21 protein-coding genes are annotated in these 20,817 nt (G+C 51.9%); 14 read left to right on the plus strand and 7 right to left on the minus strand.

Going from position 1 to position 20,817, the window contains the following annotated elements; genetic code table 11:
* The first annotated feature begins 5 nt into the window (after positions 1-5).
* Both mepM and lpxM read left to right on the plus strand, forming a co-directional pair.
* A complete protein-coding gene (mepM, locus tag C813_RS32330; RefSeq protein ID WP_017456937.1) occupies positions 6-1,334 on the plus strand; it encodes a murein DD-endopeptidase MepM in 1,329 nt (442 codons plus the stop codon).
* Between the two features lie 130 nt (positions 1,335-1,464).
* Positions 1,465-2,436 (plus strand): lauroyl-Kdo(2)-lipid IV(A) myristoyltransferase, encoded by a 972-nt coding sequence (lpxM, locus tag C813_RS32335; RefSeq protein WP_017456938.1) that lies wholly within the window; start codon positions 1,465-1,467, stop codon positions 2,434-2,436.
* Positions 2,437-2,486: 50 nt separating this feature from the next.
* Here the strand turns inward: lpxM and pyk are convergent, their stop codons facing one another.
* A complete protein-coding gene (gene pyk, locus C813_RS32340; RefSeq protein ID WP_017456939.1) occupies positions 2,487-3,929 on the minus strand; it encodes a pyruvate kinase in 1,443 nt (480 codons plus the stop codon).
* A gap of 126 nt (positions 3,930-4,055) precedes the next feature.
* Positions 4,056-4,925 (minus strand): MurR/RpiR family transcriptional regulator, encoded by an 870-nt coding sequence (locus C813_RS32345; RefSeq protein WP_017456940.1) that lies wholly within the window; start codon positions 4,923-4,925, stop codon positions 4,056-4,058.
* A gap of 342 nt (positions 4,926-5,267) precedes the next feature.
* On the opposite strand from C813_RS32345, the gene zwf reads away from it, so the two are divergent.
* The 3 genes from zwf to kdgA all read left to right on the plus strand — a co-directional run bounded on the left by zwf (position 5,268) and on the right by kdgA (position 9,469).
* Entirely contained in the window at positions 5,268-6,743 is a 1,476-nt protein-coding gene (gene zwf / locus C813_RS32350; RefSeq protein ID WP_017456941.1) for a glucose-6-phosphate dehydrogenase, read from the plus strand.
* Positions 6,744-6,977: 234 nt separating this feature from the next.
* A complete protein-coding gene (edd, locus tag C813_RS32355) occupies positions 6,978-8,789 on the plus strand; it encodes a phosphogluconate dehydratase (RefSeq protein WP_017456942.1) in 1,812 nt (603 codons plus the stop codon).
* 38 nt (positions 8,790-8,827) lie between these two features.
* The gene (gene kdgA / locus C813_RS32360; protein ID WP_007371596.1) at positions 8,828-9,469 is read left to right on the plus strand and encodes a bifunctional 4-hydroxy-2-oxoglutarate aldolase/2-dehydro-3-deoxy-phosphogluconate aldolase; all 642 of its coding nucleotides are present in this window, start codon (positions 8,828-8,830) and stop codon (positions 9,467-9,469) included.
* A 221-nt stretch (positions 9,470-9,690) separates the two neighbouring features.
* Here the strand turns inward: kdgA and purT are convergent, their stop codons facing one another.
* Complete coding sequence (gene purT, locus C813_RS32365) at positions 9,691-10,869, minus strand: formate-dependent phosphoribosylglycinamide formyltransferase (protein ID WP_017456943.1); 1,179 nt, start codon at positions 10,867-10,869, stop codon at positions 9,691-9,693.
* Positions 10,870-11,000: 131 nt separating this feature from the next.
* Here purT and C813_RS32370 point away from each other — a divergent pair, with 131 nt between their 5' ends.
* The 4 genes from C813_RS32370 to ptrB all read left to right on the plus strand — a co-directional run bounded on the left by C813_RS32370 (position 11,001) and on the right by ptrB (position 14,656).
* Positions 11,001-11,339, plus strand: coding sequence for a YebG family protein (locus C813_RS32370; protein ID WP_017456944.1), 339 nt, complete (start codon positions 11,001-11,003; stop codon positions 11,337-11,339).
* A 58-nt stretch (positions 11,340-11,397) separates the two neighbouring features.
* Complete coding sequence (gene yebF, locus C813_RS32375) at positions 11,398-11,748, plus strand: protein YebF (RefSeq protein WP_017456945.1); 351 nt, start codon at positions 11,398-11,400, stop codon at positions 11,746-11,748.
* A gap of 94 nt (positions 11,749-11,842) precedes the next feature.
* Positions 11,843-12,502 (plus strand): tellurite resistance TerB family protein, encoded by a 660-nt coding sequence (locus C813_RS32380; protein WP_017456946.1) that lies wholly within the window; start codon positions 11,843-11,845, stop codon positions 12,500-12,502.
* 78 nt (positions 12,503-12,580) lie between these two features.
* Positions 12,581-14,656, plus strand: coding sequence for an oligopeptidase B (gene ptrB / locus C813_RS32385; RefSeq protein ID WP_017456947.1), 2,076 nt, complete (start codon positions 12,581-12,583; stop codon positions 14,654-14,656).
* Here ptrB and exoX read toward each other — a convergent pair.
* Positions 14,638-15,300 carry an exodeoxyribonuclease X gene (gene exoX / locus C813_RS32390; RefSeq protein ID WP_017456948.1) on the minus strand — a complete coding sequence of 221 codons (663 nt, stop codon included), beginning with the start codon at positions 15,298-15,300 and terminating at the stop codon, positions 14,638-14,640. The genes ptrB and exoX overlap by 19 nt on opposite strands.
* An 11-nt stretch (positions 15,301-15,311) precedes the next feature.
* On the minus strand, positions 15,312-15,542 hold the full coding sequence (locus C813_RS32395; protein WP_017456949.1) for a DNA polymerase III subunit theta: 231 nt from the start codon (positions 15,540-15,542) through the stop codon (positions 15,312-15,314).
* A gap of 137 nt (positions 15,543-15,679) precedes the next feature.
* Between C813_RS32395 and yobA the strand changes: the two genes are divergently transcribed.
* The 4 genes from yobA to C813_RS32415 all read left to right on the plus strand — a co-directional run bounded on the left by yobA (position 15,680) and on the right by C813_RS32415 (position 18,551).
* Positions 15,680-16,054, plus strand: coding sequence for a CopC domain-containing protein YobA (gene yobA, locus C813_RS32400; protein ID WP_017456950.1), 375 nt, complete (start codon positions 15,680-15,682; stop codon positions 16,052-16,054).
* 3 nt (positions 16,055-16,057) lie between these two features.
* Positions 16,058-16,927, plus strand: coding sequence for a copper homeostasis membrane protein CopD (gene copD / locus C813_RS32405; protein ID WP_017456951.1), 870 nt, complete (start codon positions 16,058-16,060; stop codon positions 16,925-16,927).
* An 18-nt stretch (positions 16,928-16,945) separates the two neighbouring features.
* Positions 16,946-17,284, plus strand: coding sequence for a YebY family protein (locus tag C813_RS32410; RefSeq protein ID WP_025263575.1), 339 nt, complete (start codon positions 16,946-16,948; stop codon positions 17,282-17,284).
* A 970-nt stretch (positions 17,285-18,254) separates the two neighbouring features.
* Positions 18,255-18,551 carry a hypothetical protein gene (locus tag C813_RS32415; RefSeq protein WP_017456954.1) on the plus strand — a complete coding sequence of 99 codons (297 nt, stop codon included), beginning with the start codon at positions 18,255-18,257 and terminating at the stop codon, positions 18,549-18,551.
* A gap of 293 nt (positions 18,552-18,844) precedes the next feature.
* On the opposite strand, the gene C813_RS32420 is transcribed toward C813_RS32415, so the two are convergent.
* On the minus strand, positions 18,845-19,792 hold the full coding sequence (locus C813_RS32420; protein WP_017456955.1) for a VirK/YbjX family protein: 948 nt from the start codon (positions 19,790-19,792) through the stop codon (positions 18,845-18,847).
* 175 nt (positions 19,793-19,967) lie between these two features.
* Between C813_RS32420 and pphA the strand changes: the two genes are divergently transcribed.
* Positions 19,968-20,612, plus strand: coding sequence for a protein-serine/threonine phosphatase (pphA, locus tag C813_RS32425; RefSeq protein ID WP_017456956.1), 645 nt, complete (start codon positions 19,968-19,970; stop codon positions 20,610-20,612).
* On the opposite strand, the gene C813_RS32430 is transcribed toward pphA, so the two are convergent.
* A complete protein-coding gene (locus C813_RS32430; RefSeq protein ID WP_017456957.1) occupies positions 20,613-20,804 on the minus strand; it encodes a YdfD/YebW family protein in 192 nt (63 codons plus the stop codon).
* Positions 20,805-20,817: the final 13 nt, after the last annotated feature.

Genomic DNA, 20,817 nt, shown 5'->3' on the forward strand with positions numbered 1-20,817 from the left:
AATACGTGCAACAGATAGCCCGCTCTGTCGCCCTGGCATTTAATAATCTGCCCCGACCCCACCGCGTTATGCTGGGGTCGCTTACAGTTCTCACTCTCACGGTCGCCGTTTGGCGTCCGTATGTTTATCACCCCGAATCCGTTACACCTATTGTTAAAGCTATCGAGCTGCCGAAGAGCGAAATCCGTTCTTTGCTGCCGGAAGCCAGTGAACCTATCGACCAGACTGCATCGGATGACGATGTTGACGCTATTCCGCAGGATGAACTCGATGAGAAAACCTCCAGTGAAGCTGGCGTACATGAATACGTAGTATCCACGGGCGATACGCTGAGCAGCATTCTTAACCAGTACGGCATTGATATGGGTGATATCAGCCAGCTTGCTGCTGCGGATAAAGAGCTGCGTAACCTGAAAATCGGCCAACAGATCTCCTGGACTCTGACTGAGGATGGCGATTTGCAGCGATTGACCTGGGAGATGTCCCGCCGCGAGACCCGTACTTATGACCGCGTTGATGGCGGCTTCAAAATGAGTAGCGAAACGCAGCAGGGCGATTGGGTAAACTCGGTGATGAAAGGGACGGTCGGCGGGAGTTTTGTTTCCAGCGCGCGCGACGCCGGGCTAACCAGCGGTGAAGTCAGCGCGGTGATTAAAGCCATGCAGTGGCAAATGGATTTCCGCAAGCTGAAAAAAGGCGATGAATTCTCTGTACTCATGTCCCGCGAAATGCTGGAAGGCAAGCAAGAGCAAAGCCAGTTACTTGGTGTGCGTCTGCGTTCCGACGGCAAAGATTATTATGCAATCCGCGCGGAAGACGGCAAATTTTACGATCGCAACGGTACGGGCCTGGCAAAAGGATTTTTGCGCTTCCCGACATCTAAGCAGTTCCGTGTTTCTTCGAATTTTGACCCCCGTCGTCTGAACCCGGTTACCGGTCGCGTTGCACCGCATAAAGGCGTTGATTTCGCATTACCACAGGGAACGCCTGTGCTCGCAGTAGGGGATGGCGAAGTCGTCGTGGCGAAACGCAGCGGAGCTGCAGGCAACTATGTCGCTATCCGTCACGGACGCACCTATACCACGCGTTATATGCACCTGCGCAAGCTGTTGGTAAAACCCGGACAGAAAGTGAAACGTGGCGATCGTATTGCGCTCTCCGGGAACACCGGGCGTTCTACCGGTCCGCATTTGCACTATGAAGTATGGATCAACCAGCAAGCGGTTAATCCGTTAACGGCGAAGCTGCCGAGAACCGAAGGCTTAAGCGGGTCGGATCGTAAGGATTACCTCGCACAAGTTAAAGAGATTTTACCTCAGCTAAAAGTCGACTGATTCGTTTAACAAATGTGCGTCCGAAGCCGATGCCTCAACCGCATCGGCTTTTTCTTTTGTGCGATGGATGGCGCCTCGCTACACTATCTCATTATTTTATGTAAACTGATTTCTCGCCTGCGGAAGATGCATGGAAACGAAAAAAAATACCGCTGAATATATTCCTGAGTTTGAAAAAGAATTTCGCCATCCACGCTACTGGGGCGCGTGGCTGGGAGTGCTGGCTTTTGCGGGCGTAGCGATGATCCCGCCGTCGGTGCGCGATCCTGTACTCGGCAAACTTGGGCGTCTGGCCGGAAAGTTCGGCAAAAGCGCACGTCGCCGTGCGCAGATCAACCTCTACTACTGTTTCCCTGAAAAGAGCGATGCGGAAAGAGAGGCCATTATTGACGAGATGTTTGCCACTGCGCCGCAAGCCATGGTTCTGATGGCGGAACTGGCGCTGCGTGGCCCGGAAAAGATTCTGCCGCGTGTGGAATGGCAGGGTCGTGAAATTATTGATGAAATGCACCGCAACGAAGAGAAGGTGATTTTCCTGGTCCCGCACGGTTGGGGCATTGATATCCCGGCGATGTTAATGGCATCACAGGGGCGAAACATAGCAGCGATGTTTCATAATCAGGGCAACAAAGTATTCGATTATATATGGAACACCGTGCGACGTCGTTTTGGCGGGCGTTTACATGCGCGTAATGATGGCATCAAGCCTTTTATTCAGTCGATACGTCAGGGCTACTGGGGGTACTACCTTCCGGATCAGGATCACGGTGCGGAGCACAGTGAATTTGTTGATTTCTTTGCAACCTATAAAGCGACATTGCCTGCTATTGGCCGTTTGATGAAAGTGTGCCGTGCGCGCGTGGTGCCGCTGTTCCCGGTTTATGATGCGAAAACACACCGGCTGATTATTCAGGTGCGGCCGCCGATGGACGACCTGCTCACTGCCGATGACAACACGATTGCCCGGCGTATGAACGAAGAAGTTGAAAAGTTTGTCGGTCCGCATCCTGAGCAATACACCTGGATCCTCAAATTGCTTAAAACGCGGAAACCGGGTGAGACAGAGCCTTACAGGCGCAAAGATTTATTTGCGAAAAAATAGCCCACAAAAAAGGCCTCTCAATGAGAGGCCTTTTTGCTTTCTATAACCGCTTATTCTACGGTCAGAATTCGCGTAGTGTTCGTGGTGCCGATGGTGCTCATCACATCACCCTGAGTCACGATAACCAGGTCACCGGACAGCAAATAGCCTTTATCGCGCAGCAAGTTTACTGCGTCGTGAGCTGCTGTCACGCCGTCATTTACGCTATCGAAATAGACCGGGGTGACGCCGCGATATAGGGCTGTCAGGTTGAGGGTACGCTCGTGGCGAGAGAGGGCGAAAATCGGCAAACCTGAACTGATGCGCGAGGTCATCAGCGCGGTGCGCCCCGATTCTGTCATCGAAATGATAGCGGTTACACCTTTCAGGTGGTTTGCCGCATACATGGCCGACATGGCAATCGCTTCTTCCACGTTATCGAATTGAATATCCAGGCGGTGCTTAGAGACGTTGATGCTTGGAATTTTTTCAGCGCCCAGACATACACGAGCCATTGCCGCAACGGTTTCGGACGGATACTGGCCTGCGGCAGTTTCGGCAGAGAGCATGACCGCATCGGTGCCGTCGAGCACGGCGTTGGCAACGTCCATCACTTCCGCGCGCGTTGGCATCGGGTTAGTGATCATCGATTCCATCATTTGCGTCGCGGTGATCACCGCACGGTTCAGCTGGCGCGCGCGGCGGATCAGCGCTTTCTGGATACCAACCAGTTCCGGGTCACCGATTTCAACACCGAGATCGCCACGAGCGACCATTACTACGTCGGAGGCGAGGATCACATCATCCATCGCATCCTGATTGCAGACCGCTTCTGCACGCTCAACTTTTGCCACGATTTTGGCATCACAACCGGCATCGCGCGCCAGACGGCGAGCGTAGTTAAGATCTTCGCCGCAGCGCGGGAAGGATACGGCCAGGTAGTCAACGCCGATCAATGCAGCTGTTACGATATCCGCTTTGTCTTTTTCAGTCAGCGCTTCAGCAGAAAGGCCGCCGCCCAGCTTATTGATGCCTTTATTGTTCGACAGCGGGCCGCCAACGGTCACTTCGGTAAACACTTTCATGCCCTGGACTTCCAGCACTTTCAGCTGGACACGACCATCATCGAGCAGCAGGATATCGCCCGGCACGACATCAGCAGGCAAACCTTTGTAGTCGATGCCCACTTTTTCTTTGTCGCCTTCACCTTTACCAAGGTTGGCATCGAGCAGGAATTTATCCCCGATGTTCAGGAAAACTTTGCCTTCCTTAAAGGTGGAAACACGAATTTTTGGCCCTTGTAAATCGCCAAGGATAGCAACATGACGTCCCAGTTTTGCCGCAATCTCACGCACTTTATCCGCACGTAATTTATGATCTTCAGGTGTTCCGTGTGAGAAGTTCATACGTACCACGTTAGCACCTGCAGCGATCACCTTCTCAAGGTTGTTATCGCGGTCAGTAGCCGGGCCTAAGGTGGTTACGATTTTGGTTCTGCGAAGCCTTCTGGACATGTAATACTCCGTTGACTGAAACAACTTGGTGTTGCGTGAACATAAATCCGGTCATTTGGCGCCCTGCTGTGAAGGGCGGTGTGTCAGATCGGACAGCGTAAGAGGTTACCGCTTTTATATTTACTATTAGTGGTTATCGCTTTTAATAAGCAGCTCTTTATCAAAACGCGATTCTTTCAGTGCTTCTTTGACTCGCTTCAAGTTATCCCTGAATTTTGCTCCCCGACGCAATGTGAAGCCTGTTGCCAGCACATCAATAACCGTGAGTTGCGCAAGACGAGAAACCATTGGCATATAAATATCTGTATCTTCCGGAACATCCAGAGTGATAGCAAGCGTTGCCTCACGCGCCAGCGGCGTTCCTGCGGACGTAAGGGCTATCACCATGGCATCGTTTTCACGCGCCAGTTGCGCAAGTTCTACTAAATTCTTGGTTCTTCCGGTATGTGAAATCAACACAACCACGTCATCGTCGCTACAATTCATACAACTCATGCGTTGCAACACAATGTCATCGGAGTAGACCACCGGCACATTGAAGCGGAAAAATTTGTTCATCGCATCATGCGCAACGGCGGCAGAAGAACCAAGGCCAAAGAAGGCAATTTTTTTCGCCTGTGTCAGTAAATCTACGGCGCGGTTTACCGCTGCCATATCCAGTGACTGGCGCACATGGTCGAGACTGGCCATCGCGGATTCGAAGATTTTGCCGGTATAGGCTTCAACACTGTCATCTTCATCAACATTTCGATTAACATAGGGCGTGCCGTTGGCGAGGCTTTGCGCCAGATGCAGTTTGAAATCGGGGAAGCCCCGGGTGTCGAGGCTGCGGCAGAAACGGTTCACTGTTGGTTCGCTAACATCCGCTTCTTGCGCAAGTGCGGCAATGCTTGAGTGGATGGCCTGGTCCGGCGCGGCGAGGATCACTTCCGCCACTTTACGCTCGGATTTGCTAAGGTGTTCCAGCCGTGACTGGATTTTTTCCAGCATATTCATGGGTGATAAACGCTCATGGTAAAACGATTACACCAATAGATGGAATCGTGATGCGGTTTAGCTTGATATTACCCCTGCGACGCGCAGAAAGGTAAGTCGTGATGAGAAATGTTGTTGTTTTTTTTCATTACATGATCAGAGTCGGATTTTACCGGCTGTGTATTGGGCAAATATCCCGCTTTATCAGGGCGAAAGAACAGTTTTTTCGTCACAACAATATAACGCACGTCCTGACAAGGCTTAACAGTTTCGGGAATTACGTAAAAGCAGTACAGTGCACTGTAATAAAATTACAACTGAGGCCTGGCTGAAGCTCCAGGATAGCCAACTGAGGAGAAAGACATGGCGGTAATACAAACAGCCCAGGCGTGTGACCTGGTCATTTTCGGCGCCAAGGGCGACCTTGCCCGTCGGAAATTGCTGCCTTCCCTGTACCAACTGGAAAAAGCGGGCCAAATTCACCCGGAGACACGAATTCTGGGCGTGGGCCGCGCTGATTGGGATAAGGAAGCGTATACCAAGGTTGTTCGCGAAGCGCTTGAAACCTTTATGAAGGAGAAGATCGACGAGAGCCTGTGGGACAAGCTGAGTGGTCGTCTGGATTTTTGCAATCTGGACGTCAACGAAACGTCCGCATTCAAACGTCTCGGCGCGATGCTGGATCAAAAAAATCGCACTACCATCAACTATTTCGCCATGCCGCCAAGCACCTTTGGCGCAATCTGCAAAGGCCTGGGTGAAGCCAAACTGAACGCCAAACCGGCGCGCGTGGTAATGGAAAAACCGCTGGGGACTTCGCTTGCCACATCGCGGGAAATCAATGACCAGGTGGGCGAGTTTTTCGAAGAGTGCCAGGTTTATCGTATCGACCACTACCTTGGTAAAGAGACGGTGCTCAACCTGCTGGCGCTGCGTTTTGCGAACTCTCTTTTCGTCAATAACTGGGACAATCGCACCATCGATCACGTTGAAATCACCGTGGCGGAAGAGGTGGGCATTGAAGGGCGCTGGGGCTATTTCGACCAGGCCGGGCAGATGCGCGATATGATCCAGAACCACCTGCTGCAAATTCTGTGCATGATTGCCATGTCGCCGCCGTCCGATCTGAGCGCCGACAGCATTCGTGACGAGAAAGTAAAAGTATTGAAGTCGCTGCGCCGTATTGATCGCACCAACGTGCGTGAAAAAACCGTACGCGGCCAGTACAGCGCCGGTTTCGCCCAGGGCAAAAAAGTACCGGGCTATCTGGAAGAAGAGGGTGCGAATAAGACCAGTAACACCGAAACGTTTGTTGCTATCCGTGTCGATATTGATAACTGGCGTTGGGCGGGTGTGCCGTTCTACCTGCGCACCGGTAAGCGTCTGCCGACCAAGTGTTCTGAAGTAGTTGTTTACTTTAAAACACCGGAACTGAATCTGTTCAAAGAGTCCTGGCAGGATCTGCCACAGAACAAGCTGACTATTCGCCTGCAGCCGGACGAAGGGGTGGATATCCAGGTGCTGAACAAAGTGCCGGGTCTCGATCACAAACACAATCTGCAAATCACCAAGCTGGATCTGAGCTATTCCGAAACGTTCAATCAGACGCATCTGGCAGATGCCTATGAGCGTCTGTTACTGGAAACGATGCGCGGCATTCAGGCGCTGTTTGTGCGCCGTGACGAAGTGGAAGAAGCCTGGAAATGGGTCGATTCCATCACGGAAGCCTGGGCGGCGGATAACGACTCGCCGAAACCTTACCAGGCGGGAACCTGGGGGCCAGTGGCCTCGGTGGCCATGATCACCCGTGATGGCCGTTCCTGGAACGAGTTTGAGTGATTAGCTGTCGGTTAAAGTTGCGCAATTTTACCGGTAACATGATCTAACTCAGCTATCCGAACAATTTTTCATCTTTCAAGCCCCGACTGGATTCACCAGCGGGGCTTTTTTTATTACACTGGCTGAAGCGATTTTGCCTTTGGGGCGCGGCGCTCTGGTGTTTTCAGCTTGTTACGTAAAGCTAATCGCACTGTTAACGCGGCTTCCCCGGACAGATAAATTTCAGGAGCCTCTATGAACCCGACAATGTTACGCGTAACAAATCGAATTATTGAACGTTCGCGTGAAACCCGCTCAGCCTATCTGGCGCGTATTGAACAAGCGAAAAGCGATACCGTACGCCGTTCAACACTCGCCTGCGGTAACCTGGCGCACGGTTTTGCTGCTTGCCAGCCCGATGATAAAGCCTCCCTCAAAAGCATGTTGCGCAACAACATTGCGATCATCACCTCTTATAACGACATGCTCTCTGCGCATCAGCCTTACGAGGTCTATCCGGATATTATTCGTAAAGCACTGCACTCTGTGAATGCAGTCGGGCAGGTGGCGGGGGGTGTTCCGGCCATGTGCGATGGTGTTACGCAAGGTCAGGACGGGATGGAGTTGTCCTTACTGAGCCGCGAAGTGATTGCTATGTCTGCCGCAGTAGGCCTGTCACACAATATGTTTGATGGTGCGCTGTATCTGGGTGTGTGCGACAAAATCGTCCCAGGGCTGGCAATGGCAGCATTGTCGTTTGGCCACCTGCCGGCAGTGTTTGTGCCATCAGGTCCGATGGCGAGCGGCCTGGCCAACAAAGAGAAAGTGCGTATCCGCCAGCTTTATGCTGAAGGTAAAGTCGATCGCATGGCACTGCTGGAATCAGAAGCCGCGTCCTATCATGAACCAGGCACCTGTACGTTCTACGGTACCGCCAACACCAACCAGATGGTGATTGAGTTTATGGGCATGCAGTTGCCGGGTTCCTCGTTCGTACACCCGGATGCGCCGTTGCGCAAAGCGTTGACAGAAGCGGCGGCTCGCCAGGTAACGCGCCTCACCGGCAATGGCAACGAATGGATGCCGCTTGGCAAAATGATTGATGAAAAAGTTGTGGTCAACGGTATTGTTTCGCTGCTGGCGACCGGCGGTTCGACTAACCATACTATGCATCTGGTAGCGATGGCGCGTGCGGCGGGCATCATCATTAACTGGGATGATTTCTCCGATCTCTCTGATGTTGTTCCTTTACTGGCGCGCCTCTACCCGAATGGCCCGGCGGATATTAACCACTTCCAGGCCGCAGGCGGTGTGCCGGTATTATTGCGTGAGTTGCTGAAAGGTGGCCTGCTGCATGAAGATGTCAATACGGTCGCAGGTTTTGGTCTGGCGCGTTATACCCACGAACCGTGGCTCAATAACGGCGAGCTTGACTGGCGTGATGGCGCAGCCGCGTCGCTGGATGACAACGTGATCGCCAGCATTGATAAACCGTTTTCTAAACATGGCGGCACCAAAGTGCTGAGCGGCAACCTCGGACGCGCGGTAATGAAAACCTCCGCCGTACCGGTAGAAAACCAGGTGATTGAAGCACCAGCGGTGATTTTTGAAAGCCAGCATGACGTGCTGCCCGCATTTGAGGCAGGGCTGCTGGATCGCGATTGTGTGGTCGTTGTTCGTCATCAGGGGCCAAAAGCGAACGGTATGCCAGAATTACATAAACTCATGCCGCCACTTGGTGTATTATTGGACCGCCGTTTCAAAATTGCATTAGTTACTGATGGACGGCTGTCAGGAGCATCAGGTAAAGTGCCGTCGGCAATTCACGTTACACCAGAAGCATATGATGGTGGGTTGCTGGCAAAAGTGCATGATGGCGACATGATTCGGGTTAACGGGCAGACCGGCGAATTAACGCTGCTGGTTGATGACAACGTTCTTGCCGCACGTCAGCCACATATTCCTGACCTTAGCGCGATGCGCGTGGGCACAGGGCGTGAAATGTTTGGTGCGCTGCGGGAAAAACTTTCCGGCGCGGAACAGGGCGCGACCTGTATCACTTTTTAAGACGACAAGATTTTAGTTCTGGCGAGAGAAAAACACTGATGAAAAACTGGAAAACGAGTGCAGAAGCAATCCTGAAAACGGGGCCGGTAGTGCCGGTAATCGTAGTGAATAAACTGGAGCACGCCGTACCGATGGCGAAAGCGCTGGTTGCAGGTGGTGTTCGCGTTCTGGAAGTGACTCTGCGTACGGCTTGCGCTATCGACGCTATTCGCGCTATCGCGAAGGAAGTGCCGGACGCGATTATCGGTGCTGGTACTGTGCTGAACCCGCAGCAACTGGCAGAAGTAACCGCTGCTGGTGCACAATTTGCTATCAGCCCTGGCCTGACCGAGCCGCTGCTGAAAGCCGCGACTGAAGGTACTATCCCGTTGATCCCGGGGATCAGCACCGTTTCTGAACTGATGCTGGGTATGGACTACGGTCTGAAAGAGTTTAAATTCTTCCCGGCGGAAGCCAATGGCGGCACCAAAGCGCTGCAGGCGATTGCGGGTCCGTTCTCGCAGGTACGTTTCTGCCCGACTGGCGGCATTTCTCCGGCTAACTACCGTGATTATCTGGCGCTGAAAAGCGTGCTATGTATCGGTGGTTCCTGGCTGGTGCCGGCCGATGCGCTGGAAGCAGGCGACTACGATCGCATCACTAAACTGGCTCGCGAAGCAGTAGAAGGCGCGAAACAGTAATTTTCGGCGGGTCCGAAGTGAAGTCTGCCTGATAAAAAGCCCAGTCAGCTAACGCCGACCGGGCTTTTTTATGGTTTTGATTCGTCCAGGGCTACGGACATCAAAAGATGCGACTCCGTTTATTGCCCCCGGATTTAGTTCTCAAGGGGCTGGCAGGTACTTCTGTGAGAGTTGTCTACGCATCCAGGCAGCAATCAATGCCGCCTGCAGGGAGAAGCAGATTACCCGTTGACCTTCACCGCCGCGGCCGCCGCAACCGCGTATTCCACCGCTTTTTCTACGTTGTCTGCCACGGCCAGCGCGACGCCCATACGGCGGGAACCCGCGATTTCCGGCTTACCAAACAGACGCAACTGCACGCCAGCACCGACGGCGTTGTTTACGTTATCAAAGGTGACATTCTGGCTGGTCAAGTGCGGCAGGATCACGGCCGAAGCAGATGGACCATACTGGCGAATTGCCCCAATGGGCATGCCGAGAAACGCGCGGACATGCAGGGCAAACTCGGAAAGATCCTGTGAAATCAGAGTCACCATGCCGGTATCGTGCGGGCGCGGAGAAACTTCGCTGAAGATAACGTCATCGCCGCACACAAAAAGCTCAACGCCAAACAGACCGTAACCGCCAAGCGCCAGCACCACTTTGCTGGCAATAGCTTGCGCGCGCTCCAGCGCCAGGGGCGACATTTGTTGCGGTTGCCAGGATTCGCGATAGTCGCCATCTTCCTGGCGATGGCCGACCGGTGCGCAGAAATGTACGCCGTCGACGGCGCTGATGGTCAGCAGCGTGATTTCAAAATCAAAATTGACCACGCCTTCAACAATGACGCGCCCGGCACCGGCACGACCACCTTGCTGGGCATATTCCCAGGCGCTTGCTAACTGATCGGCGCTTTTAATAAAGCTCTGGCCTTTACCGGAGGAGCTCATCACCGGTTTTACAATACAGGGCAAGCCTATCTCCGCGACGGCTTGCTGAAATGCAGCTTCACTGTCGGCAAAGCGGTAGCTGGAGGTCGGCAACTGTAACTCTTCAGCCGCCAGGCGGCGGATACCTTCACGATTCATCGTAAGCCGGGTGGCGCGAGCGCAGGGGACGACATGCTGACCCTTCGCTTCCAGCTCTATCAGCATATCGGTGGCGATAGCTTCGATTTCCGGCACGATAAAGTGAGGTTTTTCTTGTTCAACCAGCGCTTTTAACGCCGCGCCATCAAGCATATTGATAACATGCGAACGATGCGCAACATGCATCGCAGGTGCATCGGGATAGCGATCCACGGCGATCACTTCAATACCCAAACGCTGACATTCGATGGCAACTTCCTTGCCCAATTCGCCAGAGCCTAATAACATCACGCGGGTTGCTGCAGGGCGCAGCGCGGTTCCTAAAAGAGTCATAGCATCGTACCGTTAGCAAAAATTTGCGCGCAGTATAAACGAAAACGTTTGCGTCTGTCTTTTATCACTTGCGGTGGTTTTTTCAACGCGCTACTATACTGTATAAATAAACAGTTAAATGAGGCTGCATCATGGCGGTAGAAGTTAAATACGTAGTCATTCGTGAAGGTGAGGAAAAAATGTCTTTTGCCAGCAAAAAGGAAGCCGATGCTTACGATAAGATGCTCGATCTGGCCGAAGTGCTCGGTGATTGGCTTGCAACAGGGCCGGTAGATCTGGAAGACAACGCGCGCGATCAGATGGCGTTGTGGCTTGCCGAGCAAAAAGAGGCGCTTAACAGCATCCTGAAATCCGGTAAGTTACCGGGTGCTGAAGCTGAAGACGCGACTGCATCGGTTGACTCTTCTGATTCAGAAACGGCTGACACTGTGGATATCAAAACTGCAGCGAAGCGCGTGAAAGTCGCCTGATCTTGCACTGCCAGCAATTTGTACCATGCTTTGAAGGGATAAAAACCAGGAGATAAGCATGAAAATAGCAGGAGTTTTCGCCGGTCTGCTTTTGCTGGCAGGCAGCATTGCGGTGCATGCCGCCACGGATAAATCGGTGAAATTTCCCTCGTGCGAGGGACTCAAGGCAGACGGCATCGCCGCCAGTGTTAAGCGGGATTATCTGCAGAATCGCATTGTCCGTTGGGCTGACGATCAAAAGAAACTGGGGCAGGCCGATCCGGTCGCCTGGGTCAATCCGAAGGAGATTACTGGCAAGGATGATAAATGGGTAGTGCCGTTAACCGTACGCGGGAAAAGCACTGACATTCACTATCGAGTGACTATCAATTGTAAAGGCGGAACCGCGGAGTATCAGCCGCAATCGTAACACCGCATTTTCCCATTCTTTTCAGATATAGACACTTCCTGACATCCCCCTCGCTTACTCTGTGCGCACAACTGTCATGGTAAGCGAGGGTTCTATGAGCTGGTTAAATCAACTGCAGTCGTTACTTGGTCAAAAAAGTGATACTCAGACGCCGTCATCAGGTGGGCAGGGGCTCAACAATTTGTTGGTTCCGGGTGCATTAGGTGGCCTGGCGGGTCTGCTGGTCGCCAGTAAATCATCGCGTAAACTGCTCGCGAAATATGGTACTGGCGCTTTGCTGGTGGGCGGAGGTGCCGTTGCGGGCAGCGTATTGTGGAATAAGTACAAGGATCGCATCCGGGATGCGCATCAAGGCGAGCCGCAATTTGGTCAGCAAAATACGCCTCTGGATGTACGCACTGAGCGGCTGATCCTGGCGCTGGTCTTCGCCGCTAAAAGCGACGGACACATTGATGATAAAGAACGCGCGGCGATAGAACAGCAATTGCGTGAAGCGGGCGTGGAAGCGCAAGGACAGCAACTGGTAGCGAATGCCATAGACCAGCCGCTTGACCCCGCGCGTCTGGCACAGGGAGTGCAAAACGAAGAAGAAGCGCTGGAAGTTTACTTCCTCAGTTGCGCTGTTATCGATATCGATCACTTTATGGAACGCAGTTATTTGAACGCGCTGGGCGACGCGTTAAAAATTCCGCAAGACGTGCGTGAAGATATCGAGGCGGATCTCAAAAAGCAGAAATTAGCGCTTAGCTCATGATCTACATTACGTTTCGCTTGCATCGCGCGTGGGTTTTGCCACCCTTATAGGTATGTAAAACCAAATAAGAATTGTGCTATGTCGCCGAAAGCAAAAAAAATCCCGCACGCCATGACGATGCATGGTGATACGCGTATCGACAACTATTACTGGCTGCGGGACGATACGCGCTCGCAGTCAGATGTTCTGGATTATCTCCATCAGGAAAATGATTACGGGCGCGAAGTGATGGCCTCCCAGCAGGCGTTGCAGGACGATGTGCTGGCAGAAATTATCTCGCGAATACCGCAGCGCGAAGTCTCCGCGCCTTATATCAAAAACGGCTACCGTTACCGGCACATCTACGAGCCGGGAAGCGAGTATGCGATTTATCAACGTCAGTCGGTTCTCAGTTCCGAGTGGGATGAGTGGTCGGTGTTACTGGATGCCAACCAGCGTGCGTCGCACAGTGAGTTCTACACCCTTGGCGGTATGGAAGTCTCGCCCGACAATACTATTATGGCGATTGCTGAAGATTATCTTTCCCGCAGGCAGTATGGTCTGCGTTTTCGCAATCTTGAGACGGGCAACTGGTATCCGGAAATGCTGGATAATGTCTCGCCGGAATTTGTCTGGGTTAACGATTCAGAAACGCTCTATTATGTGCGCAAACATGCCACAACATTACTGCCGTACCAGGTCTGGCGACACACCGTAGGGACGCCTTCGCAACAGGATGAACTGGTGTATGAAGAGCAGGACGAGACCTTTTATGTTGGCCTGAGCAAAACCACTTCCCAGCACTACATCACTATTCATCTCGCCAGCGCGACCACCAGTGAAGTTCTCCTCCTTGATGCCGAACTGCCGGACGCCCAGCCGCTGCGTTTTCTGCCAAGGCGCAAAGATCACGAATATAGCCTTGATCACTACCAGCACACTTTTTACCTGCGATCCAATCGGGATGGTAAAAACTTCGGTCTGTATCGCACCAAAGTGCGCGATGAACGGCGCTGGGAAGTACTGATACCGGCGCGCGAGCAGGTGATGCTTGAAGGGTTTACGCTGTTTACTGATTGGCTGGTTGTGGAAGAACGCCAGCGCGGCCTGACCAGTTTGCGCCAGATTAACCGCAAAACCCGGGAAGTTATCGGTATCGCGTTTGACGATCCCGCCTATGTCACCTGGCTTGCTTACAATCCGGAACCGGAAACATCACGCCTGCGTTATGGCTATTCATCCATGACCATGCCAGATACGTTGTTTGAACTGGATATGGACACCGGAGAACGTCGTGTTCTGAAACAAATGGAGGTGGCGGGGTTTGATGCCAGTGATTATCGCAGCGAGCACTTGTGGATCCACGCCAGAGATGGCGTCGAAGTGCCAGTGTCGCTGGTTTATAACCATAAACATTTCCGCAAAGGAGAAAACCCGCTACTGGTTTATGGTTATGGTTCTTACGGCGCCAGTATGGATGCTGATTTTAGCAGCAGCCGGTTAAGCTTGCTGGATCGAGGGTTTGTCTGCGCTATCGCGCATATTCGCGGCGGCGGCGAATTGGGCCATTCATGGTATGAGGACGGGAAGTTTCTCAACAAAAAAAATAGCTTTAACGATTTTATTGATGTCACCGACAGCTTGCTGGCGCAGGGCTACGGCTCGCCATTGTTCTGTTACGGCATGGGGGGGAGCGCGGGTGGATTACTCATGGGCGCAGTAATCAACCAACGTCCATCGCTGTTCCACGGCGTTATTGCCCAGGTGCCATTTGTCGATGCCCTGACCACAATGCTTGATGAGTCAATCCCGTTGACCACCGGGGAGTTTGAAGAGTGGGGCAATCCGCAGGACGAAACCTATTATCACTACATTAAAAGCTATAGCCCGTATGACAACATTGCGGCGCACGCCTACCCGCATATGCTGGTAACAACCGGTCTTCACGATTCGCAGGTGCAATACTGGGAACCCGCAAAATGGGTTGCGAAACTGCGTGAATATAAAACCGACGACAATTTGCTGTTACTGTGTACGGACATGGATTCCGGGCACGGTGGGAAATCCGGCCGGTTTAAATCCTACGAAGGTGTTGCGCTGGAATATGCGTTTTTAATCGCCCTGGCGCAGGGAACGTTGTCCGGAAAGGGGAACAATCACTCTTCGCCGAGGTAGTGTTTTAATGTCAATCGCAGCTCCGGGCTCATGCGCTCCAGGTTGTTAAACAGCCAGCGCAGGTATCCCGGATCGCGATCGGCGATTTCCGAGACGGATTTTCCCCGGTATTTACCGAACGTAAATGTCGTCAGCAAAGCGGGGCGTCCGGTTACCGTGGCCATCTGATCGGGTGTCCAGCCGGACACCTGCATAATATCGATCAGCAGTGCAGCGGTGATGTAGCAATCATATAACGCGCGGTGGTGATGCAACCCCACAGGTGTCTGAACACTGAGCTTGCGGGATTTATACAGCGCCATATTGCTGTATTTGATACCGGGCCACAGGCGGCGCGCCAGTTTCATGGTACAAATCCACTCCCCTGGCATTTCAGGCAGCACCCGGCGGTCAAAACTGGCGTTGTGCGCCACATACCAGTTGCTCCCGTAATAGTGCGGTACGATCTCCTCAATCCACGGCTGATGAGCGACCATCGCTTCGGTGATGTGGTGTATCGCCATGGCCTGCGGACTGATTGGTCTGTCCGGACGCACCAGATGGCTCATGGGATTGACAATCTGCCCGTCGACGACATCAACGGAGGCAATTTCAACAATGCCTCCTTGCAAATCGCAGGTTTCGGTATCGATAACGCGTAACATGCCTTGCTCCATTATTTCACTTTGGGCTCGTAAGGCAGGCGGGAGAGCGACACAGAGGCCAGACGGTGGGCTATCAACCGCTCTCTAAACCAGTTCCGCAGATGTTCCGGCTGCTCGCGTTCAACGGCTTCGGCAATTACTGGCATGTTGTAACGCTCTTTAAATGCGACACCCGCCGCAGCAAGGTCAACGTTGACCTTGTCCATCTCTTGTTGTTCGAGCTGCGCAAGATTGGTAATCATGATGTTCTCCTGGGTTCACGCGGCAAAAGTTACTAAGCCTGTCGCAGAAAGACAAGCGCGCCGCCGATGATACTCGACGCGATTATTGTACAGCGTTATTCTTTGTGCCATATGCATAACTAAAAGGAATGAACAATATGCCTGCTGTAATCTCTCGCCACTGGCGAGCCATCGCATTGATTGTCAGCCTGTTCGCTACGCCTGCTGTTCTGGCGCATGCCCATCTTAAAGGGCAGTACCCGGCCGCAGACGCCGCCGTTACCGCCGCGCCGCAAGCATTAACACTAAACTTTTCTGAAAGCATTGAGCCTAAATTTAGCGGCATCGTGGTGATCAATGCACAACAGCGAATTATCAAGACTGGCGTGATAAAGCGCAATGAGAATGACAAAACGCAAATGATTGTTCCGCTGGAAGAACCGCTATCGCCGGGCAACTATACCGTTAACTGGCATGTCGTTTCAGTTGACGGGCACAAAACCAGTGGCCAGTACGCATTTTCTGTGAAGTGACTGATGTTAGCTGCAGTGTTGGTTGGCTTGCGTTTTGTGCATTTTGCGGCCCTGATGCTGGTTTTAGGCTGCACGTTATTTAGCGTGTGGCTAGCGCCGGGTAGCCTGCAACGCCTTTTCGCGCAACGTTTTCTTTTTTGGCAAAGAGGCTGTTTGTGGCTGGCCGCAGTCAGTGCAGCAGCAATGTTTGCCATGCAGGGCGGGGTAATGGGCGATGGCTGGCAGGATGTGGTGCGTACAGAAATCTGGCTGGCAGTTGCTGGCACGCAAACCGGAGCCGTGCTGGCGTGGCAAGTTATTGTTGCGTGTCTGGCGCTTGTTGTCGTGCTTATGCAACCGTTACAGCAACGTAAAATACTGCTCCTGGTGATCCTGCAATTTGTCCTGGCCGCCGGAATAGGGCATGCCGCGATGCGGGAAGGCGCGTTGGGCGTCGCGCAGCGGGGCAATCACGCATTGCATTTATTGTGTGCCGCGATGTGGCTGGGTGGGTTGTTACCAGTATTATTCTGCATGAAACTGGCTCGCGGCCCCTGGCGTGCAGCGGCAATTGCCGCCATGATGCGCTTTTCCTGGTATGGACATTTCGCCGTCGCAGGCGTGATCCTCACTGGCGTTATCAATACACTCTTAATCCAGGGTTGGGTTTGGCCATGGCAGAGCCACTGGGGGCAGGGATTATTGTTGAAATGTGCGCTTGTGGCGCTGATGGTAGTAATTGCTGTGATGAATCGGTATGTTCTGGTGCCGCGGCTGAATCTGCAAAGCGACACCGCGCGGCAACGCTTTATCGCGTTGACCTGGGCCGAAGTAGGGCTAGGCGCACTGGTGCTGGCGGCGGTAAGTTTGTTTGCAACATGGGAACCTTTTTGAATGAACCTGGCGGGAAAAATGAAGAAGAGTTTATTAGTTCTGGTAATGCTGGCATGTTCAGGTACGGCACTGGCTTCGCCGCAGGTCATTACGGTAAGCCGCTTTGAGATTGGCAAAGACAAATGGGCATTTAACCGTGAGGAAGTCATGCTGACGTGCCGGCCAGGCCATGCATTGTATGCCATCAACCCCAGCACGCTAGTGCAATACCCGTTGAATGACATTGCTGAAAAAGAAGTTGCCAGCGGTAAGACCATTGCTCAGCCGATTAGCATCATCCAGATCGATAATCCTGCCAATCCTGGCGAAAAGATGAGTCTTGCGCCTTTTATTACACGAGCCGAGAAGCTTTGTTAAAATCCAGCGATAATCCGCTGATCCACAATAAAAAACCGCAAGCCTGAGTAAACACGCCTTGCGGTTTTTGCATTTCATAAGCGTGACGGTAACCTGATTTTTCTGACCACTTTTGTCGCGGACTGGAAAACCTGACGCCGTCATCTATTCTTAAAGGGCAAGGCGACTTAGCCTGCATTAATGCCAACTTTTAGCGCACGGCTCTCTCCCAAGAGCCATTTCCCTGGACCGAATACAGGAATCGTGTTCGGTCTTTTTTTATCTCTACGTTATGCAGGTTTCTTTATCTCGTCCTGAAAATTCCCAAAACCATACATCGCCACAAACCATAACATATTCTGCACCGCGTGCGTCCAGGGATTTTTTTGTGATTACGATGTTTTTATGACCACACAATGCGTGCCAGAACACCTCTCTATGCTGCATCAAATAACCAGCCTGTAAGCCACGGGAAACCGTCACGTGTTGCAGGCTTATGGTTTCCCGAGGCACAGAAGAAAAAGCATCTACACTGGAGAGGTTCTGATCGGGAGTCCGTTGGTAGTTTCACGCGATGTACGTCAGTTTTAACAAACGTTTTTGACCTGTTTGCCCTGGTTCTGGAGCTGCGCTTCGCTGACATCTTCACATCACTCCGGTCGCGGCAATCCTCGTAAGTCAAAAGGAGTACTGCTCGCAAAATAAATTGCATGAAACAGCAACATGCAACGCATAGTGATGAAAAATATAAATATTACGACGATATAACCGATAAGTTGATCCGACTTTTCAAGGGAATGCACTTTTTATGAAAATAAAAATGTTATTAGCTTCCATGGCGCATGTGGTTTATGGGTAGAGCGATATATAACGTAATGAGCTTGAAGAGGCTGTCATTAATTTTTTTGAGAAAAGTAACTTAATCCCGACAGGGTGCCAGTCCGTCAAGGAAAGCCAGGCAAAAGACCCAAATAACCAACCGGCAAAGGAAATGCTGATAGATTTTTGTGATAACAATATTGCTTTTACAAAGCCGGTATCTTTCTCTGAAATTTCACAACATGAATATGCGGGAGATGCTTATATCTACGGTGTCATCTCAGGAGAGACTGAACTTGGCCATAGAATGGGTATCCGATTTATTACTGCAGAACCCAATCATTTCGTTATCGGTTTAAAGTTCTCGCGGCGACCGATTATCTATATTGCTAAAAACCCGTTTATGTTTGGAGAATACCGTCGGGAGATTGATTCATTTAATAAACTCAATAGCGAGGTTTGTCTTTAGGTCTGCTGGTATTTAAGCTCGATAATTAGTTGATATTGTTTGCGTATTTTGCGTCGCTGGCACAGCGAGTTGTCGCAGTTCAGGAATACTCCACCGTACTCGCGGCAATATTAAACAGCTGACAATTACATTGACTTCACGGAGAGGACAGGCCAGTGGCGCGAAGCATCAGGAGACTGCTTGTTGAACCCAGAGGATTTGATGAACAAAAACCACAACGAGCACAAGAGAATATCAATCGTCCAGTCCAGGGAGCAACTCACGCTAGCTGGACGATTTATCAACACACGCTGTTATGCCGCAAATAAGTGGTTAATTTTTACAATCACATCGTCCAGTAATTCGAAACGGCGGCGGTATTCAGCTCGTTTTTTACTGGCGATCGCTTCCAGCGGTTTACGTGCGAATTGCACCGGCAAACGCCAGCGCCATGCGCTCTCTTTTTCGCCTTCAATTGAAGCCCAAAATTCATCATAGCTGGCGTGGAAATGACGGCCTTTGCTCAGGCGATAACGCAACGCGCGGAAGACGTGCCCGTTATCACTGACGCCATAGATTGCCGAAACGCCCGAAAGCAGGGAAATCTGGCTTAAGACTTCAAGCAACATCTTTTTCGGGAAGATGCCGTGGCAGGCGCGGGTGGCAACTTTAATCACTTCATGGCTGACGCTTCGGCGTGGGCCTTGCAAACCACCAATCACCAGCGCGCGATGGCCTTCTTCACCAACCACACTAAAGGTCACGCTTGCCAGCAAGGTCTGCTCGCCATCATACATCCACAGGGTGGTTTCTCCCTCGCGCTCAGCTTTGCTGGCGCAAGAGGCATAGACGCTAAAACGCGCATCATCTTTGCCGGTGAATTCAATTATCTGCACCGGTACGGGTGAACTCAGTGCTTCAGCCAGTTTCGGTGAGACTTTTTCATCAAGCCAGGCGTAGTGGCTGATGATGGCGTCCGCCCGTTGCGAAGCATTTAACCCGAGCGTTAAATATTGGCGATGCGATTTGCTCGGCAGCGTTATTTGCGCGTCAAGTAAGCGGCTAAAATCCGGGCGCTGCGAAAGTGCGGTAAGCATCCTGTTTGTGGACGACCAGAATAGCAGCGAACGTAACAAAAACTTAATGCGGTAATTACGTTTTTTCCAGATGGGCCCTGGCACAAGACGTCCGCTTACCAGGTCGGAAATAATATGCGCATTATGATTTGAGTTAAGTTCTGCTTTCAGGCTGGGATTTGACACGGAGAAAGACCTCTAAAAGTTCAGCGCTTAGTTTAGAGGCCAGGTAAATACAAATTAACCTTGCTGCCAGCTTTATTTCCGTTCTGTTTAAGTTCTATTTAGAAATAGAGGCAAAACTGATTCTCTTCGCTTCGTGCAGGATCTTCCTATACTGGTGAGACAGGGGGAAATGAATATGTATCAGCGTATTGACGGCATTCATTGGCGGCATATTTGGATTGTTGGCGATCTTCACGGCTGCCACCAGCGCTTAATGCAAGCCTTACGGGAACGTCATTTTGACCCCTATCAGGATTTACTCATCTGCGTCGGGGATTTAATCGATCGCGGCCCGCAGAGCCTGCAATGTCTTGAATTACTAAAGAAACCCTGGTTTCGAACCGTGCGTGGTAACCATGAACAGATGGCTATTGACGCGCTACGTTATGGCGAGATGGCAATGTGGCAACTTAATGGCGGCAGCTGGTTTAGCGCGCTTGACGAAGCACAGCAGCAACAGGCGCTCGAAGCACTGCGTGCTTGCGCTGAATTGCCATACATTTTGGAATTGCGTTGCAAGGGCCAGGTGAATGTGATTGCCCATGCAGACTACCCGTCACAGGAGTATCTGTGGGAGCAGGAGGTGGATAGGGAATCCGTGCTCTGGCGTCGCGACAGGCTTAACCAGCTGCTGGCAGGTAAAGGAAATCGCATCACGGGGGCCGATCATTTCTGGTTTGGTCATACCCCGCTTAAGCAGCGTTTTGATGGACACAATCAGCACTATATCGATACCGGTGCCGTTTTTGGCGGCGAACTGACGCTGGTACAGGTTCAGTGATCAGAAATCGCTGAACTCGTTAGCAGGATGCCAGAAACCATCGATAAACTCTTCTACAGGAAAACAGCCGCCGTGGCGCATTCGCTGATCGTTCATTGCGATGAGACACTGCTGTTCCGTGTTATAGACATCGACCACGATGTCATCACATCCACCGTCCAGGTAGCAAACAAATAAAACCAGAGCGAACATTCCATCCTCGGCG

The sequence above is a fragment of the Kosakonia sacchari SP1 genome (genome assembly GCF_000300455.3).
Lineage (GTDB): Bacteria > Pseudomonadota > Gammaproteobacteria > Enterobacterales > Enterobacteriaceae > Kosakonia > Kosakonia sacchari.

What these genes read in the sequence shown, in the direction of transcription:
- lpxM (WP_017456938.1), top strand. Translation starts at nt 1,465, where the DNA reads ATGGAAACGAAAAAAAATACCGCTGAATATATTCCTGAGTTTGAAAAA.
- pyk (WP_017456939.1), bottom strand. Translation starts at nt 3,929, where the DNA reads ATGTCCAGAAGGCTTCGCAGAACCAAAATCGTAACCACCTTAGGCCCG.
- C813_RS32345 (WP_017456940.1), bottom strand. Translation starts at nt 4,925, where the DNA reads ATGAATATGCTGGAAAAAATCCAGTCACGGCTGGAACACCTTAGCAAA.
- zwf (WP_017456941.1), top strand. Translation starts at nt 5,268, where the DNA reads ATGGCGGTAATACAAACAGCCCAGGCGTGTGACCTGGTCATTTTCGGC.
- edd (WP_017456942.1), top strand. Translation starts at nt 6,978, where the DNA reads ATGAACCCGACAATGTTACGCGTAACAAATCGAATTATTGAACGTTCG.
- kdgA (WP_007371596.1), top strand. Translation starts at nt 8,828, where the DNA reads ATGAAAAACTGGAAAACGAGTGCAGAAGCAATCCTGAAAACGGGGCCG.
- purT (WP_017456943.1), bottom strand. Translation starts at nt 10,869, where the DNA reads ATGACTCTTTTAGGAACCGCGCTGCGCCCTGCAGCAACCCGCGTGATG.
- C813_RS32370 (WP_017456944.1), top strand. Translation starts at nt 11,001, where the DNA reads ATGGCGGTAGAAGTTAAATACGTAGTCATTCGTGAAGGTGAGGAAAAA.
- yebF (WP_017456945.1), top strand. Translation starts at nt 11,398, where the DNA reads ATGAAAATAGCAGGAGTTTTCGCCGGTCTGCTTTTGCTGGCAGGCAGC.
- C813_RS32380 (WP_017456946.1), top strand. Translation starts at nt 11,843, where the DNA reads ATGAGCTGGTTAAATCAACTGCAGTCGTTACTTGGTCAAAAAAGTGAT.
- ptrB (WP_017456947.1), top strand. Translation starts at nt 12,581, where the DNA reads ATGTCGCCGAAAGCAAAAAAAATCCCGCACGCCATGACGATGCATGGT.
- exoX (WP_017456948.1), bottom strand. Translation starts at nt 15,300, where the DNA reads ATGTTACGCGTTATCGATACCGAAACCTGCGATTTGCAAGGAGGCATT.
- C813_RS32395 (WP_017456949.1), bottom strand. Translation starts at nt 15,542, where the DNA reads ATGATTACCAATCTTGCGCAGCTCGAACAACAAGAGATGGACAAGGTC.
- yobA (WP_017456950.1), top strand. Translation starts at nt 15,680, where the DNA reads ATGCCTGCTGTAATCTCTCGCCACTGGCGAGCCATCGCATTGATTGTC.
- copD (WP_017456951.1), top strand. Translation starts at nt 16,058, where the DNA reads ATGTTAGCTGCAGTGTTGGTTGGCTTGCGTTTTGTGCATTTTGCGGCC.
- C813_RS32410 (WP_025263575.1), top strand. Translation starts at nt 16,946, where the DNA reads ATGAAGAAGAGTTTATTAGTTCTGGTAATGCTGGCATGTTCAGGTACG.
- C813_RS32415 (WP_017456954.1), top strand. Translation starts at nt 18,255, where the DNA reads ATGCTGATAGATTTTTGTGATAACAATATTGCTTTTACAAAGCCGGTA.
- pphA (WP_017456956.1), top strand. Translation starts at nt 19,968, where the DNA reads ATGTATCAGCGTATTGACGGCATTCATTGGCGGCATATTTGGATTGTT.
- C813_RS32430 (WP_017456957.1), bottom strand. Translation starts at nt 20,804, where the DNA reads ATGTTCGCTCTGGTTTTATTTGTTTGCTACCTGGACGGTGGATGTGAT.